This is a genomic window from Mesorhizobium sp. M3A.F.Ca.ET.080.04.2.1 (assembly GCF_003952525.1).
Classification (GTDB): Bacteria; Pseudomonadota; Alphaproteobacteria; order Rhizobiales; family Rhizobiaceae; genus Mesorhizobium.
On sequence record NZ_CP034451.1, the window covers coordinates 2,462,989 to 2,480,273 of the forward strand.

The following is a 17,285-nucleotide window of genomic DNA, read 5'->3' on the forward strand; positions in this document are numbered from 1 at the left end:
ATATTTCCATAACAGTCCGCATTGGCGGAAGCCACGGAAAACCCTAAGTTTTTGATGCTGCTTCGGAAAATCTGGTGCTGCGAGAGAGGATTGAACTCTCGACCTCTCCCTTACCAAGGGAGTGCTCTACCACTGAGCTACCGCAGCCTGCGATGGCGGCGCTTCTGCCATAACGAACCGGCAAGCGCAAGGCCAAGAAAAGCCAAAAGCGTCGCATGTCGCCAGCTCAAAACAGCGGCACGGTTTTGGAGTTCCACAACGGCTAGTCTTGGATTGACCAGCTACCGCAATATCGAGCAGCCGCGTGTCGTTGGTGATCAAGCTACCGACGATCGGGGCCTACTCGTGCCTCGAAGTGAGGCGAGGGCAAAGTCCACCCTCCCCGCTCAGTAGGCGCTAGCGAGCGAGCGCGCGGTTAAAGCGTCCTTGTAACTGCAGTTTGGATTGGCGGGATTTGATCTTCTGGCGCAGGAATTTGAGGACCGACGGGCTCCAGCAATCTCGTTCGCGACGCGAGTTGCTGATCGCTTCCCCACGAACGGCTGTCCACATTCGGGAACTCGCTGATGGAAGATGAATGTCTGGAAAAGAGAGCGCGAAGCCGCCACTCGCTCGCTACTGCGCTGCTTAGTGGTGATCATCCCGGAGCACTGACTGGGAATCGATTGGCTTGGCCAACTCCAAGACTTACTCCTGCCTTGGCAAATTCGTAAAGAGTGATCACCGTGGGTTTAGCCTACCGCGTTCGAGGCTGCCCAGATACTTTGACTGAATTCAGAGCGCGCTTCAACATCTGCCTACGTCAGACCTTTCTCTTGCCGAATACGCGCGAAGTCACCTGACGCATGTCCATGCGTCAGACAATCGAGGTTACACGCATTGGCTTGTCGACTTTTCCTATTCATCAAGCTCAGACTTCGATCTCCGCGGATCAGCGGAAGGTCGTTTCAGCAATTCTGCAACATCTACGCCCAACACTTCAGCCAGCCGGTCAACGACATCGATGCTCGCGTTGTACACGTTGCGTTCCAACGCACTGATATAGGTGCGATCAATCCCAGCCTGGTGCGCAAGCTCCTCCTGTGACAGGCCTCTAGCCCGCCGTAAGGCTCTTAGGTTTTGCGCAAACGCTTCTCGGATTTCCATGAATCCGACACCAGCGCCTTGCAGAGTATTTCACCACGGAGTATTCTCTACAAATCAAATTCGGAGAACCGGGCTCTGTGAGGGGTTTTAAACCCACTCACCGACCTGCTCGCGGAAGGAGACCGTGCTGTGGCAGCGAAAAAGCCGACTGTTCTCGCCGCAGGCCGCAAGGAGACGGAATTGCAACCGGCACTCCTACGCGATCCCGCACTTCTGCTGGTGAGCGATTGGCAAATGGCTCGGTATATCTCCCTGCTGCTATGTCGCGTGCAGCAGCGATTGGAGAGCCAAATCATGGTCAATCCCGGAATTCAGGGATTGACCGCAGATTCACTGACGCGAGTTCAAGACCAGACGGCGCTCAGTCTCGGTGGTCCACGGGACTATGCGGTTGCGCGGGAGGCCGAGGTCTTTGCGATGACCGAAGCTCTGAAATTTCAAGATTCGATCCCCGAAGTCGCGGCCACGTCGCTCGTCGGCGTCATCGCCAAGTTGGAAATGATCGTCGGTGCTGATCGAGATATTGGTGACCCTACCGACTTCCCGTGGCCGCACATAGCTTCCGTACTGCGTGACTTGAAGGCGATCGCAGGAGGTTTGCCGGTTGGTCGCCGGAGCCGGGAAAGGACTCGGAGCGATATTGCCAAGCATTGGGAGTCCGCAGTCAAGCTGGTCGCGGCGCTGAAAGAGGAAAGCGCGGCGGAGCACCTAATTCAAAGTGCATCGGCCACAAAATTCCCTTCCCGTGGGCTTTCATGACAAGGCCGTGCCATAGTGCTAGCCATTCCTGAATCGAAACCGACGGTCGCCGGTCAGGATGGAACGATGGACGACGGAACCAATCCACCCAAAAAAGGCGATACCGACCGCAGGAGCCGGCTGGCAGAGGCTCTGCGCGCCAACCTGCAGAAACGCAAGGCGCAGGCGCGCTCACGGCGCGCTGGCGACGCTGCCGGACAGCGCGCGGGCGACGCTGACAAGCAGCGCGCTGACGACGCTGACAAGCAGCGCGCTGACGACGCCGACAAGCAGCGCGCCTACGACACTGACAAAAAGCGCGCCGACGATGTCGACCAACAGCCGGACGGGCTGCCAGGTGCTGGAAAAATGCAGAAAGACTAACTCAAATCAGCCACACTGAACGGCCACGCTGGCCGGGCAGCGGGGAAATCCTATTTCTTGAACCATGCCGGCCAATCGTCTAGAGCCGGACATACTCAACCGATTTGAAGTCGGCCATTCGGCCGAGGGGACCTGTTTCATGGATCGCATCAGAATTGTCGGCGGCAACAAGCTCGCCGGAAGCATTCCGATCTCGGGCGCGAAAAACGCGGCGCTGCCGCTGATGATCGCATCGCTGCTCACCGACGACACGCTGACGCTGGAGAATGTGCCGCATCTGGCCGATGTCGAGCAGCTGATCCGCATCCTCGGCAACCATGGCGTCGACTATTCGGTCAACGGCCGGCGCGAAAAGCAGCAGGAAGGCTATTCCCGCACCATCAATTTCTCGGCTCGCAACATCGTCGACACCACCGCGCCTTACGAGCTGGTGTCGAAAATGCGCGCTTCGTTCTGGGTGATCGGCCCGCTGCTTGCCCGCATGGGCCAGGCCAAGGTCTCGCTGCCCGGCGGCTGCGCCATCGGCACGCGTCCGGTCGACCTGTTTCTCGAAGGCCTGCAGGCGCTTGGCGCCGCCCTCGACGTCGACAATGGCTACGTCATGGCCAAGACGAAGAACGGCCGCCTGGAGGGCAACCGCTTCGTCTTTCCGAAAGTATCGGTCGGCGCCACGCATGTGCTGATGATGGCGGCGTCGCTCGCCAAGGGCGAAACGGTGCTCGAGAACGCCGCCCGCGAGCCCGAGATCGTCAATCTCGCCGAATGCCTGGTCGCCATGGGCGCCAAGATTCATGGCGCCGGCACCTCCACCATCACCATCCAGGGCGTCGAAGCCTTGTCCGGCGCGCGTGTCCGCGTCATACCGGACCGGATCGAGACCGGCACCTATGCCATGGCGGTGGCCATGACCGGCGGCGACGTCGTGCTCGAAGGCGCCCGGCCCGACCTGCTGCAGTCCGCGCTCGACATCATCGCCGAGACCGGCGCCGAGATCACGCCGACCAACGCAGGCATCCGGGTGCAGCGCAACGGCGCCGGGATCTCACCGGTCGACGTGACGACCGCGCCCTTCCCCGCCTTCCCGACCGACCTGCAGGCGCAGTTCATGGGGCTGATGACGATGGCCAAGGGCAAGTCGCGCATCACCGAGACGATCTTTGAGAACCGCTTCATGCATGTGCAGGAACTCGCCCGCCTCGGCGCCCACATCACGCTCTCCGGACAGACGGCGATCGTCGATGGCGTCGCCAAGCTGAAGGGCGCACCGGTGATGGCGACCGACCTGCGCGCCTCGGTATCGCTGGTGATTGCCGGCCTTGCCGCGGAAGGCGAGACCACGGTCAACCGCGTCTATCACCTCGACCGCGGCTTCGAGCGGCTGGAGGAGAAGCTCTCCGGCTGCGGCGCGGTGATCGAACGGATTTCGGGCTGACGCTTCGCCGCACCCATTTCGGGCAGGTTGCACCAGCGGCAAAGACCTCCTAGAGCCTTTTCGTCTCGATCAAACGAGAGCAAAAGGCTCCGGCTTTTTGTTTGGGCGTGATCTTTTGCCGAAAAACCGGTTTCCACTTTTCGGGATGATGCTCTAACAGAGGCTTGAACCACCAACCTTCAGGTGCGCATTCCGCATGGCCGCTCTCAAGCTCATCGCGCTCGACGACCAGGACCTGGGCATTGTCTCGGCCCATGTCCAGGACGCCGTGATGAAGGTGTCCGACCTCGAATACCTGCCGGCGGCCAAGCGCTTCGTGCTGACCATGAACCGCTTCGTCTGGGAGGCGAAGTCCGGCTTTCTGCGCCAGCACAACGAGCGGCGGCGCAGCGTCCTGCATTTCGACCGCGTGCTCGGCGTCAAGACCAGCGGCATTGCGCGCAACAAGCCAGACGAGGTGCTGTCGCTGCTGGCCATCAGCTTCGTCGCGATCAGCAGACCGGCCGGCATCATCGAGCTGGTGTTTGCGGGCGGCGGCGCAATCATGCTCGACGTCGAGTGCATCGAAGCCAGGCTTGCCGATGTGGGCGGCGCCTGGGAAGCCACGTCACGTCCCATCCACAGGGCCTGAGCGTATCAAATGGCCATCACACTCAACCAGCAAGATCCCGATTTCGAGCAGCGCATCTCGGCCTTCCTGTCGACCAAGCGCGAAGTATCGGCTGATGTCGACGCCGCCGTGCGCGATATCATCGCCCGCGTGCGCGGCGAAGGCGACAAGGCGCTCGCCGACTACACGCTCCGCTTCGACAAGGCCGATCTCGGCAAGCTCGGCGTCGCCGTTTCCAGCAGCGACATCGCCGGCGCCTACGCGGCCGCCGACCCGGCCACAATCGAGGCGCTCACATTCGCGCGCGACCGCATCCGCTCCCATCACGAGCGGCAGAAACCCAGGGACGACCGCTACACCGACGCCGCGGGCGTCGAGCTCGGCTCACGCTGGACGGCGATCGAGGCGGTCGGACTCTACGTGCCGGGCGGAACGGCCAGCTATCCAAGCTCGGTGCTGATGAACGCGGTGCCGGCCAAGGTCGCCGGGGTCGAGCGGATCGTCATCGTGGTGCCGGCGCCGAACGGCGTCATCAATCCGCTGGTGCTGGTGGCGGCCGATCTGGCCGGCGTATCCGAGATCTATCGCGTCGGCGGCGCGCAGGCGATTGCGGCGCTGGCCTATGGCACCGAGACGATCAGGCCGGTCGCCAAGATCGTCGGGCCCGGCAACGCCTATGTCGCGGCGGCGAAGCGCCAGGTGTTCGGGACCGTCGGCATCGACATGATCGCCGGGCCGTCGGAAGTGCTGGTGGTGGCCGACGCCGACAACGACCCAGACTGGATTGCCGCCGACCTGCTGGCCCAGGCCGAGCATGATGTATCGGCGCAGTCGATCCTGATCACCGACAGCGCCGGGTTCGGCAAGGCGGTGGAGCAAGCGGTCGAGCGCCAGCTGAAGAGCCTGCCGCGCGCCGAGACGGCGGCGGCGAGCTGGCGCGATTTCGGCGCCGTGATCCTGGTGCCGACGCTCGAGGCCTCGCTGCCGCTGGTCGACCGCATCGCGGCCGAGCATGTCGAGCTCGCAATCGACGACGCGGAGAGCTTCCTCACCAAAATGCGCAATGCCGGCGCCGTGTTTGTCGGCCGGCACACGCCGGAAGTCATCGGCGACTATGTCGGTGGCTCCAACCACGTGCTGCCGACGGCACGCTCGGCGCGCTTCTCCTCGGGGCTGTCGGTGCTCGACTTCGTCAAGCGCACCTCCATCCTAAAGCTCGGCCCGGAGCAGCTCAGGATGCTGGCGCCGGCGGCGATCGCGCTCGCCAAGGCGGAAGGGCTCGAGGCGCATGGGCGGTCCGTCGGCATACGGTTGAACATGTAGCGATGTCCGGCCATCATCAAAACCGCGACAGGCTCATCGACGTCGAGCTCGACGAGACGATCGGCCGTTCGACGCCCGATGTCGAGCACGAGCGGGCGGTGGCGATCTTCGACCTGATCGAGGAGAACAGTTTTCGCCCGCTCAACGACGATGGGGCCGGCCCATACAGGCTCAAGCTGTCGCTGGCCGAGTCGCGCCTGGTCTTTGCCGTCAGCCGCGAGGACGGCGCCGACGTGGTCACCCATATTCTGTCGCTGACGCCGCTGAGGCGCATCGTCAAGGACTACTATCTGATCTGCGAGAGCTATTACGAGGCCATCCGCTCCTCGACGCCCAGCCATATCGAGGCGATCGACATGGGCCGGCGCGGCCTGCACAACGAAGGCTCGCAGACGCTGATGGACCGGCTGGCGGGCAAGATAGAGATCGACTTCGACACCGCGCGCCGGCTGTTCACGCTCGTCTGCGTGCTGCATTGGCGGGGTTAGATCAGGATGACGTTTCGGTGAACCGCCATCCTGATCTAACTCTCTGGCGGAGCATGATCTTCTCCGAAAGCCGGTTCCCACTTTTTGCGTTCGCTGACCGCCGGTTCGGGATCATGCTGTTTTGTTGGAGCATAATCTTCTCCGAAAACCGGTTCCCACTTTTCCGGATCATGCTCTAGTGCTGCCCGCGCTGCCCCATTCGATCCTGTTTGTGTGCGGTATGAACGCCGTGCGCTCGCCGATGGCCGAGCAACTGGCCAAACGGATGTTGCCTGCCACGGTCTTTGTGGCCTCGGCCGGCGTGCGCGGCGGCGAGCGCGACCCCTTCGTCGATGCCGTGCTTGCCGAGGAAGGTCTGACGCTCGGCGGGCGGCAGCCCAGAACGCTCGACGAGTTGGAGGACGACTATTTCGACCTGATCGTGACGATGGCGCCGGAGGCGCACCACGCCGCGCTCGAGCTCACCCGTTCGCTAGCCGTCGAGGTCGAGTATTGGCCGATGCCGGATCCCACCGACACAGGCGGCACGCGCGACCAGATCATGGCCGCCTATCGCGATCTGCGTGAGCGGCTGAGAGCACGCATCGGCAAGCGTTTTGCGGCTGCAGAGGCCAAAGGCGCCGCCGACTAAAGCGCATCGCGCTGAAACGGATCCAGGCGACGCGCTTCAGGTCTTTGTTTTCATGCATGTCGTTTTCGCAAAACCGCTGCGCACTTTTGCGCGACATGCATAGGTCTTCGTTTTCATCCATGCCGTTCCGCAAAACCGCTGCGCACTTTTGCGCGACATGCATAGGTCTTTGTTTTCATCCATGCCGTTTCGCAAAACCGCTGCAGACTTTTGCGCGGCATGCAGTAGAACCTTTCCGGCCTGGATCGAGCCGTTCGCCCGGCCCGAAGACTTTTCCGCTGGCGGACGCCCACTTTGCCGGGCGGCTCGCCTGATGCACCACACGAGGCGTTCGCCGTCCTGCGCGCGGATCATCTCGCCATCGCAGAACAGAACGGTTCAATCCGGACCGGAAAGGTTCTAAGCATGTTCACAAGCGGACGATTATCATATAGGTTCCGCCGCAAATTCCGGCCGGAGTCGGATGATTTCCGGTCTGTTCGGCCGGAAATCATCCGACTGCGGATCAAAGAAGTAGAGCATGATGTCGTCCGAAAACCGCTTGACACTTTTCGGCATCATGCTCTAGCCGCCGGAACCGCCATCCAAGCAAAGGTATCGAATGCCGAAGGAAGAAGTCCTCGAGTTTCCAGGTGTGGTCACGGAACTGCTGCCCAATGCGATGTTCCGGGTGAAGCTCGAAAACGAACACGAGATCATCGCCCATACGGCCGGCCGCATGCGCAAGAACCGCATCCGCGTGCTGACCGGTGACAAGGTCCTGGTCGAGATGACGCCTTACGACCTGACCAAGGGCCGCATCACCTATCGTTTCAAGTAACAGCCTGGCGGGAACCTGGAGCCGGATGATTTCAGGCCTGTCCGGCCTGGAATCTGAATCCGGCTCCAAATCAAAGAGTGGAGCATGATGTCGTCCGAGAACCGCTTCACACTTTTCGGCGCCATGCTCCCATGAGCAGCCTGCAGAAGCTCGTGCTTGCCTCGGGTTCGCCGCGCCGCATCGAACTGCTGCAGCAGGCCGGAATCGAGCCGGACCGGATCCTGCCTGCCGATGTCGACGAGACGCCGCTGCGCGCCGAGCATCCGCGCTCGCTGGCCAAACGCCTGTCCAAAGACAAGGCCGAAAAAGCGCTGGCATCGCTGAAGAGCGAGGAAGGGGCCGGACCGGCCTTCATTCTTGCCGCCGATACGGTGGTGGCGGTCGGGCGGCGCATCCTGCCCAAGGCCGAGACGATCGATGACGCTGTCAACTGCCTCGGCCTGCTTTCAGGCCGCTCGCACCGGGTCTATTCCGGCATCTGCCTGATCACGCCGGGCGGCAAGCTGCGCCAGAAGCTGGTGGAGACGCGGGTTCGCTTCAAGCGGCTGCCGCGCGAGGAGATCGACGCCTATGTCGCTTCCGGCGAGTGGCGCGGCAAGGCCGGCGGCTACGCGGTGCAGGGCCTGGCCGGTTCCTTCGTGGTCAAGCTGGTCGGCTCCTACACCAATGTGGTCGGCCTGCCGCTCTATGAAAGCGTCGCGCTGCTTTCTGGCGAAGGGTTCAAGGCTTACCGGAACTGGCAAGCCGCGCGGCCATGAGCCTGGATCACCCATGAGCCCTGACCAGCATGAGTCTTGACGACAAGGTGACGCCGCTCAGGCCGAAGCGGCCCTGTCCCGAATGCGGCAAGCCTTCGGCGCGCGAGCACTATCCGTTCTGCTCGGCGCGCTGCAAGGACATCGACCTCAATCGCTGGCTGAAGGGCGCCTACGTCATCCCCGGGCGTGACAGCGAGGAGGAAGAGGACGACAGCCCGACGCAAGGCCCCTCGCCTGAAGACGGGGAGTGAGCGCTCACCCGGCGTTCAGCCGTTTGGCGGCGATTTTTCTTTCCCGATGAAACGGGCAGCCAAGCTAAGTGATTGTTTTTACGCATTTGCGGACAGAAAACCGCTGCGCACTTTTCCTGCAATCGCTCTGGACAGGCCCAATTCCCGTGCTATAACCCACGCGCTTTCAAGGGATGCCGCCCGGCGCCCCAGGAAACCCGGCGCGCGATCCCGTTAGCCGGTACAGGCCCAGATAGCTCAGTTGGTAGAGCAGCGGACTGAAAATCCGCGTGTCGGTGGTTCGAATCCGCCTCTGGGCACCATCATTTTCCCCAAGAAATTCAAGCTGTTACGTGAGCTGACGTCGGCATATGTCGCCGGCACATCACCTGGCTGGAGCGGCATCAGATTGCGAATTGCTCTTCTGCCTCTTCGAGCACTTCGATTAGTCGGTTGAACTCAACAGGCGAATTGCCGCCGATATTGTGGATTCGAAACGGTGCGCTGCTGGTCGCTGGATCAGGTGCCGCACTTCTCCACTGCGGACTGGCTGTCGCAGGATGTTGCATGACGCGGGCCATGCCCTCGACGATGTCGTCGATATAGGTGAAATCGCGCTGCATGTTGCCATGGTTGAAGACGTCGATCGGCTCGTCGGCGAGTCTGGGCTTGGTGAAAATGAAGAGGGCCATGTCGGGCCGCCCCCACGGGCCATAGACAGTGAACAAACGCAGACCCGTCGTCGGCAGTCCGAAAACATGGCTGTACGTATGCGCCATCAACTCATTCGCTTTCTTGCTAGCAGCGTAGAGGCTGAGCGGATGGTCGGCCGAATCGTGAACGGAGAACGGTATCCGGGTGCTGCCGCCACAGATCGAGCTCGAGGATGCATAGACTAGATGGCCGGTTGACGCGTGCCGGCATCCCTCAAGGATGTTGAGAAACCCATTGAGATTACTTTCCGCATAAGCGTGAGCATTCCTCAGCGAATGGCGAACGCCGGCTTGAGCTGCGAGACTGACTGCGATCTCGGGAGCAACGGGGACGAACAGCGTGGAAATCGACTCCGATCCGTAAGGTCGATATGCTCGAAGCGGAAATGCGGAAACGCTTCCAACTGCTCGAGCCGAGCTCGCTTCAGGTTAATGTCATAGTACCCATTCATCGAATCGAGACCGACTACCTGCCGACCATCAGCAAGCAGCCTCCGGCATAGATGAAAACCTATGAACCCGGCTGCCCCCGTGATCAGAATCGGTCTGTTTGATGTCACGGCATATTCCTCACGTTAATCTCTGCCCAGTTCAAAGGGTCATTCCACCTCGCGTCCATTTATCCGAAGCCGCATCATCAGAATGATCGATGAAAATCCCGCTGTGGAGATCCATAACCCAGCATCACCTTTCGCTCAGGCAAGCCATGCTCCCGGCGTACTTGAAGGCACCAGCGGCGGACCAGGATCTTGATGAGGCTCCTCTTCCGGCAGGGTCCTCCAAATGGGAAGACGTGCCCGACTACGCTCTCGATCATGGCGGGCCCGTCCTGCGCTCCTATCGGCCTCTGCCGGCCGGGTTTGCGGAAATCGGCATCGGTCCTCACCTGGAGACCGCCGTAAGGCAATATCCGCATAAGATCGCACTGCATGACGGTGTCAACGGACTCTCCTATTCGGCGCTCGGCACTGCCGTCGAGATCCTCTCCCGCCGAATCGCGACAGCCGTTGCCCAAGGCAGTCCAGTCGGAATCTGCCAGCCATATTCCGTCTGGAGCATTGTTGCGATGCTCGCAACAGTCGCCGCCGGGCGGATCTCAATTCCCCTCAACGCAAGAGACCCCAGCCCCCGGATCCAGGAGATTGTGTCCGCGGCCAAGCTCTCGGCTATGCTGGGCATGGGGGACAGGCCCCGCGACCTGCCGGCCGATGTCCAATGGATCGACATGGCCGCAAGTGCGGCCTCGGAGTCCTATTTGCCCGCCCCGCTCCTTCCCTCGCCTTGTGTCGATAAGGCGGCGATCGTTCTCTATACGTCCGGCAGCACCGGGCGTCCCAAAGGCATCGTCAACAGCGAGCGCAGCCTGCTCAGGCGAGTGCAACAATATGTCGACGCATGTCACATCAATTCCGAGGACGTCTTTCTGCCCCTGACGGGTCTGGCCACGATAGCCGGCTGCCGAGAGATTTTGACGGCCATCCTCACCGGCGCCACCCTGCACCTCGTCGAACTGGAAGCGACCGGCCTGCGTGGCGTTCGCGCCAGGATGCGCGACGAAGGCGTGACGGTCATCTATCTCGTGCCCGCCTTGCTGCGCACGCTCATGGCAGACGCCCCCGAGGGCACGTTCAGGTCGCTGAGGGTGGTCCGCGTCGGGGGTGAAAAGGTGCTTTGGACCGACATTGCCCTGTTGCGCCAAGCCGTCCCCCAGCAGTGCGTGATCCAGATCGGCTATTCGTCTACGGAAACGACAGGCTCCCAGTGGTTTTTGCCGTCAGAACAGCCGAATGCGGAGGCGGACGCGCCGGTCGGACGCCTTTTGCCGGGCATCGCATTCGCGATCGTGGATGAGGAAGGACGACCCGTCCCGTCCGGTGAGACCGGAGAGCTGGTGATCAAGAGCCCTTACGTCCTGCTTGGGCATTGGGAAAACGGCGCCGTCCTGCCTGCCGAAGCGGACCCTGACGATCCGGGCAAACGGATCTTTCCAACCGGTGATCTCGTCCGATTGGACAGCCAACGTCTGTTGAGGATCATCGGCCGAAAGGGGCGGCAGATAAAGATCAATGGCCGACGGATCGAGCCGGCCGAGCTCGAACGGGTGATGCGATCGGCCTCGTCGGTCCAGGACGCCGTGGCCATCGTGACCGAGGCAACCGAGCTTGTCGCATTCGCGGTACCGAACGATTCCGCCGGTCCGGACTTTGTGGATGGTCTGCGCCAGTTGATCGCAAACACGCTGCCCTCGCCCTTGCGACCCCTGCGGCTTCACCGCGTGGGCGAGATTCCCCGCCTGAGCAGCGGAAAGATAGACCTCGCGAAACTGGGCAAGATGGATCTGTTGGCCAGAAAGCCGGCCACCACCGCCGATCCGCCAAGTCCCGGCAGCGACCTCAAAGTGCGTCAGGTGGTGCAGAAGGCCTGGAGCAAGGTTCTCAACACGCGAGCAGCCGCAGGCAGGTGGGACGAGGCAGGAGGAGATTCGCTCAAGCTGTTGCACTGCGTGATGGAGATAGAAAACCTCATCGGCCAGGAACTCGGGCTTGAGAGCTTCACCGTGGGGATGAGCGCGGACGAAATGGTCACGGCAGTGGCCGCCGCGCAAGCAACCGCCTCGGGCAAAGCCGCGCCGGACCATAACCCGCCGCTTCTTTTCCTGTTTCCCGGGTCGGTCGGCTACGGACCGAGCCTTGCCGCCTTCGCCTCCGCCATGGGCAAGACAGCCAAGGTCATGCCAATTCGATATCCAGGCCTGGCACTGATCCTTAAAGGGCAGAATGATCTGGCGAGCATGGCGGATGCGGCGGTCCAACAGGTCAACCGAGCGCAGCCGTCGGGCCATGTCAGGCTTCTTGGCCACTCGCTTGGCGGAGCAGTTGCCCTGGAAGTCGCTCTGCGCCTGCTCAAGGCGGGACGATCGGTGAAGTTCGTCGGTATCCTCGATACAAGCCTCGAGGGCGAACGCAGCCGCCGCTGGGAGACAATCGCCCGCACGGCGCGTCGGCTCCGGTCCAACCGCATCTCGTTCCACCGCGTTGCTTGCCGAGCCCTGGCGAAGATCGCGGTCAGAACAGGTTATGAAACGCGTCTCGCTCGCGCGATCGACCACTACACCGACGGCCAGTTCAACGGCGCGTGCTTCCGGATCAAGCTGGAATTGCAGGAAGTCTTGCGGGCCCAGGCCTTTTTCCGCTGGTTGGAGCAACCCAAGGCGCCGCTTCCCATTCAAGGCACTTTGTTTCGCTGTGCTCGCCCAGGCATGTCACGCGCCATCGGCTGGGATCGCGTGTTCTGCGATCTGCAGGTGATTTCGATCGTCGGCACCCATATCGATCTTGTCGTCGAGCCGCATGTGGCGACGAACCGTCCGCTGATCGAAAAGGCCGTCCTGCAAACCTATACACCTGCCGAATCCCTGCGCTTGGAGGGCCAGGCTGCGTGATCTCGAGATTCACCAAGGATGTGCTGGCGTTGGATGCCGCCGCTGAGGCAGAGCGCATCGTGACGGCGACACGTGAACAGGTACTGGTCACGCTTCGGCGGCGCGGGGTGGTGGTTGGGCTGTCGGGCGGCATCGATAGTTCCGTCGTCGCATCGTTGTGCGTGCGTGCCTTCGGCAGGGACAAGGTGCTGGGAATCTTCATGCCGGAGCGCGATTCCTCCGGAGACTCGCTGAGGCTCGGACGTGTCGTCGCAGCCCAGCTCGGCATCGACACTCTGGTGGAAGACATTGCGCCGGCGCTCGATGCCATCGGCGCCTATCGCCGGCAGTCCGAGGCCATCCGCTCCGTCGTTCCGGACTACGATCAAGGATGGAAATGCAAGCTTGTGCTTACTCCGGTCCTGAAGAGCCAAGGGCTCAACATCACCCGGCTCACGGTTGAAGATCCCGATGGCAACATCAACACGGTTCGGCTGTCCACGGCAGCCTACCTGCAGATCGTTGCGGCGACCAACTACAAGCAGCGCATCCGCAAGATGACCGAATATTACCACGCGGATCGCCTTGGCTACGCGGTAGCTGGAACGCCCAACCGGCTCGAATTCGACCAGGGCTTCTTCGTCAAGCAAGGCGACGGCATCGCCGACGTGATGCCGATCGTGCACCTCTACAAAACCCAGGTTTACCAGCTGGCGGAATATCTCGGCGTGGATGAAGAAATCCGGCGCAGGCCGCCGACCACCGACACGTTCTCCATGGCGCAGAGCCAGGAGGAGTTCTATTTCGCGCTGCCCTACCAGCTGACCGATCTATGCCTCTACGGCGTGAACCACGGAGTGTGTGCGGACGAGGTGGCGGCGGCTTCGGGCCTCACCGGCGGCCAGGTCGAGAAGGTCTTCAAGGACATCGAAGCCAAGCGTCGGGCCGCGCGCTATCTGCATGCCCGGCCCTTGCCGTCCGTGCCGATGGACCTGGACTGACCCCGATGTGCGGGATCGCCGGAATATTGGCGCTGAATGCCACCGCTGAACCGCCTTCGCGCGAAGCCCTGTTGCGCATGGCTGGTGCGCTTGCGCATCGCGGCCCCGACGAGCGGGGCCTGTACCGGGACAGACGTGCAGGGCTGGCGCATGCCCGTCTGTCGGTCGTCGATCTTCAGCTTGGGCAACAGCCCCTTGCCGACGCCAGTGGCCTGACGTGGATCGTCTTCAACGGCGAGATTTTCAACTACCTCGAACTGCGCGACAGACTGATCGTTCTCGGTCATCGGTTCCGCACCCGCAGCGATACCGAAGTCGTCCTGCACGCCTATCAGCAGTGGGGCGAGGCCGTCTTCGAGCGCATGAACGGTCAATGGGCGCTGGCAATCTGGGACGCCGTTGCCGGTCGGCTGGTATTGTCGCGCGATCGCTACGGCATTTGCCCGCTGCATTGGTGCGAGCATGGCGGACGCCTATTCTTTGCCAGCGAAGTCAAAGCGATTTTCGCCGCCGACGTCGCGATACCGCGCACATTCGATCCGGCAGGCATCGACCAGATATTCACCATGTGGACGGTTGTCGCTCCGCAGAATGTCTTCCAGGGCATCCGGGAGCTCCCGCCTGGACATGTTCGCGTCTATGAGAACGGGGCGGCGCGCGAACATGCATTCTGGCAACCGCGCTTTCCGGAAATCCCTGGTCCGGACCCGGACCGGTTTAGCGGCTCCCTGGATGAGGCGGTCGAGGAGGTCGGCCTCGCGCTCGAAGCCGCGACGGCCTTGCGGATCGTACAGGCCGATGTGCCTGTCGGCTGCTATCTGTCCGGGGGGCTCGACAGCTCCCTTGTCGCCACTCTGGGAAGACGCTTCGCCGGCCAGCGTTTCCAGACCTTCTCCCTGCGCTTTGCGGATGCCGAATATGACGAGACCCGTTTCCAGCGGCTTGTTGCCGCCCAAACCGGAAGCGAGCACCACGAGGTGGTCGTCTCGCGCAGCGATATCGCCGAGGTCTTTCCCGAGGTGATCCGCCATACCGAGCGGCCGATCCTCAGGACCGCCCCGGCACCGCTGTTCCTGCTGTCGGGCTTGGTGCGCAAACACGGCATCAAGGTGGTGCTGACCGGGGAAGGCGCCGACGAGATGTTTGCCGGCTACGACCTGTTCCGCGAAGGAAAGGTGCGCCGCTTCTGGGGACGCCAGCCTGCCTCGACCAGACGCGCCGGGCTGCTCGAGCGCCTCTACCCCTACCTCTCGCGTTCACCGGTTCGCCAGCAGGCATTGGCGAGGCAGTTTTTCGGCCGCAACATTCATGCTCATGACATGCCGGGCTTTGCGCATGACACGCGCTGGCGCACGACCAGCGCGATCAAACGGCTGTTCTGCCCCGATATGCGCGCCGCCTCGCAACGCCGCGATGCGGTGAGCGAGCTGCTTTCGACATTGCCGGCCGAATTCCCGCAGTGGAGTGCCCTCGCCCAAGACCAGTATCTAGAAATCCGGACTTTGATGTCGGGCTATCTGCTCTCGTCGCAAGGAGACAGGATGCTTATGGCCCATTCCGTCGAGGGCCGCTTCCCGTTCCTGGATGACAACGTCATTGCCCTGGCGAATGCGCTTCCCGACGCCTACAAGCTTCGGGGGCTCGACGAGAAACACGTGCTGAAACGCGTCGCCGCACCGATCCTGCCGCCGCAGATCGTTGCCCGAAAGAAGCAGCCCTACCGGGCGCCGAATGCGCTGAGTTTCTTCGCCGCGGACGCCCCGGCATACATTCGTGACGCATTGTCCGAGGCGGCATTGCGGACGGCGGGCGTATTCGATGCCTCATCGGTTGAGGGTTTGGTCGGGAAATGCCGAGCCAGAGTTGGCGACGGCGACATGTCGAATTCCGACAACATGGCCCTGGTGGGCGTGCTGTCGACGCAGCTCCTGCATCAGCAATTTGTCGCAACCCGTCCAGTCGGCGCGACAAGGCCGGATCTCAGCATCGATGTCGACTACGAGCATCGGGAAAGAGAGCTCGCATGATCCATGGTGCCGTACCGCTCCTGCACGACTATCTGATCCACTCCGCCGGGCGGCTCGCCGACAAGGTGGCGCTGGTTTGCAACGGACAACGCCTCACCTACGGCGAGATCGACGAGCGCTCCAACGGGATGGCGCAATCCCTGGCATCAGGCGGCGTGCAACGCGGCGACCGCGTGATGATCTTCGCCGACAACACGGTCGAGACGGTTGTCAGCTTCTGGGCGGTGCTGAAGGCAAACGCGGTCGTTTGCCTCGTCAACCCGCTCACGAAAAGCGAAAAGCTCGATTACCTTCTGAATGATTGCCGGCCGACGGCGCTGATCACCGACCAGCACCTGCGCTCGGCCTTCGTTGCACCAGCGCAGAACTGCCGCTCCCTGCGAAAGGTGATCGTATCGGGGCCGATCGATGACGACGAACTCACCCGCCTGCCGCACGGGGTGCGCTGGGAAGCGGCTGCTGAAAGAGCTCCCGCCGCTCCGGCGCGCAATTCGATCGACATCGATCTTGCCGCCATCATCTACACCTCAGGGTCGACCGGCGAGCCCAAAGGCGTGATGCTGACGCACCGCAACATGACGGCGGCATGCACATCGATAGCATCCTATCTGGAACTCCGCGAGGATGACGTCATCCTCAACGTCCTGCCGCTCGCCTTCGACTACGGCCTCTATCAGATGCTGATGGCGTTCCGTACCGGCGCCCGCCTTGTCCTCGAACGATCCTTCGCTTTCCCGGCGCAGATTCTTAAGGTGATCAAGGAAGAGAGGGTCACAGGCTTTCCCGGCGTGCCCACCATCTTTGCCTCGCTTTCGGAGCTCAAGTCGCTGAAGGATCACGACTTCTCGAGCATCCGCTACGTCACCAACACCGCAGCCGCCTTGTCGCTCAAGCACATCAACATGCTGAAGGAGATCTTTTCGGACGCTCGGATCTATTCGATGTACGGTCTTACCGAGTGCAAGCGCTGCACCTATCTGCCGCCGGAAGATCTCGAGCGAAAGCCTCTGAGCGTCGGGATCGCAATCCCGAACACGGAAATGTGGCTCGTCGACGAGAACGACAAGCGGGTCGAGCCGGGTACCGTCGGACAGCTGGTTATCCGTGGCGCCACGGTGATGAAGGGCTACTGGGGCAAGCCGGAAGCGACCGCGAGAAAATTGAAGCCCGGCCCCTTGCCCGGCGAGCAGGTCCTCTACACCGGCGACTACTGCCGCATGGACGCCGACGGCTATCTCTACTTCATCGGCCGCGGCGACGAGATCATAAAATCCCGGGGCGAGAAGGTTCCGCCGAAGGAAGTTGAAAACGTGCTGGTGAATATTCCGGGCGTCAAGGAGGCCGCCGTTGTCGGCGTGCCTGACGAGCTTCTGGGCCAGGCGGTCAAGGCTTTCGTCGTGATCGAGCAAGGACGCATTGTCGGCGAAAGGCAGTTGCAGATGGAATGCCAGAAGCGGCTTGAAAGCTTCATGGTCCCGAAATCCATCGTCATCGTGCCCAGCCTGCCCATGACGGATACCGGAAAACTCAAGAAGGTGGCTCTTTCCTAGTGCCTGTTGGACG

Annotated in this window: 16 protein-coding genes, 2 tRNA genes and 1 pseudogene; 15 read left to right on the forward strand and 4 right to left on the reverse strand. The window is 62.0% G+C overall.

From position 1 onward, the window contains the following. Positions 1–72 precede the first annotated feature (72 nt). Both EJ074_RS11855 and EJ074_RS11860 read right to left on the reverse strand, forming a co-directional pair. Positions 73–147, reverse strand: a tRNA-Thr gene (locus tag EJ074_RS11855). A gap of 750 nt (positions 148–897) precedes the next feature. Next, the gene (locus EJ074_RS11860) at positions 898–1,146 is read right to left on the reverse strand and encodes a helix-turn-helix transcriptional regulator (protein WP_095807924.1); all 249 of its coding nucleotides are present in this window, start codon (positions 1,144–1,146) and stop codon (positions 898–900) included. Positions 1,147–1,275: 129 nt separating this feature from the next. Here EJ074_RS11860 and EJ074_RS11865 point away from each other — a divergent pair, with 129 nt between their 5' ends. The 7 genes from EJ074_RS11865 (at position 1,276) to EJ074_RS11895 (ending at position 6,752) form a co-directional block, all read left to right on the forward strand. Continuing rightward, a complete protein-coding gene (locus tag EJ074_RS11865) occupies positions 1,276–1,905 on the forward strand; it encodes a hypothetical protein (protein WP_245454843.1) in 630 nt (209 codons plus the stop codon). 66 nt (positions 1,906–1,971) lie between these two features. Next, positions 1,972–2,268 (forward strand): hypothetical protein, encoded by a 297-nt coding sequence (locus EJ074_RS29895; protein ID WP_186815486.1) that lies wholly within the window; start codon positions 1,972–1,974, stop codon positions 2,266–2,268. A 139-nt stretch (positions 2,269–2,407) separates the two neighbouring features. Beyond that, positions 2,408–3,700, forward strand: coding sequence for a UDP-N-acetylglucosamine 1-carboxyvinyltransferase (gene murA, locus EJ074_RS11875; protein WP_129553438.1), 1,293 nt, complete (start codon positions 2,408–2,410; stop codon positions 3,698–3,700). A 196-nt stretch (positions 3,701–3,896) separates the two neighbouring features. Beyond that, positions 3,897–4,331, forward strand: coding sequence for a DUF2948 family protein (locus EJ074_RS11880; RefSeq protein ID WP_129553439.1), 435 nt, complete (start codon positions 3,897–3,899; stop codon positions 4,329–4,331). Positions 4,332–4,340: 9 nt separating this feature from the next. Further along, positions 4,341–5,633, forward strand: a complete 1,293-nt coding sequence (gene hisD, locus EJ074_RS11885) for a histidinol dehydrogenase (RefSeq protein ID WP_129553440.1) — start codon at positions 4,341–4,343, stop codon at positions 5,631–5,633. Between the two features lie 2 nt (positions 5,634–5,635). After that, positions 5,636–6,121, forward strand: coding sequence for a UPF0262 family protein (locus EJ074_RS11890; RefSeq protein ID WP_095807919.1), 486 nt, complete (start codon positions 5,636–5,638; stop codon positions 6,119–6,121). A gap of 178 nt (positions 6,122–6,299) precedes the next feature. Beyond that, positions 6,300–6,752: a low molecular weight phosphatase family protein gene (locus tag EJ074_RS11895; protein ID WP_281033666.1), complete on the forward strand. Its 453-nt coding sequence runs from the start codon at positions 6,300–6,302 to the stop codon at positions 6,750–6,752. A 36-nt stretch (positions 6,753–6,788) separates the two neighbouring features. Here the strand turns inward: EJ074_RS11895 and EJ074_RS29675 are convergent, their stop codons facing one another. Beyond that, on the reverse strand, positions 6,789–7,106 hold the full coding sequence (locus tag EJ074_RS29675) for a hypothetical protein (RefSeq protein WP_165349915.1): 318 nt from the start codon (positions 7,104–7,106) through the stop codon (positions 6,789–6,791). Positions 7,107–7,353: 247 nt separating this feature from the next. Between EJ074_RS29675 and infA the strand changes: the two genes are divergently transcribed. From infA to EJ074_RS11915, 4 genes are all read left to right on the forward strand, one after another. Continuing rightward, on the forward strand, positions 7,354–7,572 hold the full coding sequence (gene infA, locus EJ074_RS11900) for a translation initiation factor IF-1 (RefSeq protein ID WP_006200926.1): 219 nt from the start codon (positions 7,354–7,356) through the stop codon (positions 7,570–7,572). Between the two features lie 131 nt (positions 7,573–7,703). Then, entirely contained in the window at positions 7,704–8,330 is a 627-nt protein-coding gene (locus EJ074_RS11905) for a Maf-like protein (protein ID WP_129553441.1), read from the forward strand. 29 nt (positions 8,331–8,359) lie between these two features. Then, positions 8,360–8,581 carry a DNA gyrase inhibitor YacG gene (gene yacG, locus EJ074_RS11910; RefSeq protein WP_129553442.1) on the forward strand — a complete coding sequence of 74 codons (222 nt, stop codon included), beginning with the start codon at positions 8,360–8,362 and terminating at the stop codon, positions 8,579–8,581. A 226-nt stretch (positions 8,582–8,807) separates the two neighbouring features. After that, positions 8,808–8,883: transfer RNA gene (locus tag EJ074_RS11915), tRNA-Phe, on the forward strand. Between the two features lie 34 nt (positions 8,884–8,917). On the opposite strand, the pseudogene EJ074_RS11920 reads toward EJ074_RS11915, so the two are convergent. After that, positions 8,918–9,833: pseudogene (locus EJ074_RS11920) on the reverse strand (NAD-dependent epimerase/dehydratase family protein); the annotation flags it as partial. A gap of 89 nt (positions 9,834–9,922) precedes the next feature. Between EJ074_RS11920 and EJ074_RS11925 the strand changes: the two are divergent. The 4 genes from EJ074_RS11925 to EJ074_RS11940 are packed head-to-tail and all read left to right on the forward strand — an operon-like array spanning position 9,923 to position 17,272. Continuing rightward, positions 9,923–12,715 carry an AMP-binding protein gene (locus EJ074_RS11925; RefSeq protein ID WP_245454844.1) on the forward strand — a complete coding sequence of 931 codons (2,793 nt, stop codon included), beginning with the start codon at positions 9,923–9,925 and terminating at the stop codon, positions 12,713–12,715. Then, the gene (gene nadE, locus EJ074_RS11930; protein WP_245454845.1) at positions 12,712–13,695 is read left to right on the forward strand and encodes an NAD(+) synthase; all 984 of its coding nucleotides are present in this window, start codon (positions 12,712–12,714) and stop codon (positions 13,693–13,695) included. The genes EJ074_RS11925 and nadE overlap by 4 nt, the downstream gene beginning before the upstream one ends. 5 nt (positions 13,696–13,700) lie before the next feature. Next, the gene (gene asnB, locus EJ074_RS11935; RefSeq protein ID WP_129553443.1) at positions 13,701–15,722 is read left to right on the forward strand and encodes an asparagine synthase (glutamine-hydrolyzing); all 2,022 of its coding nucleotides are present in this window, start codon (positions 13,701–13,703) and stop codon (positions 15,720–15,722) included. Then, positions 15,719–17,272 (forward strand): AMP-binding protein, encoded by a 1,554-nt coding sequence (locus EJ074_RS11940; protein ID WP_165349916.1) that lies wholly within the window; start codon positions 15,719–15,721, stop codon positions 17,270–17,272. Before asnB ends, EJ074_RS11940 begins: the two co-directional genes overlap by 4 nt. Positions 17,273–17,285 lie beyond the last annotated feature (13 nt).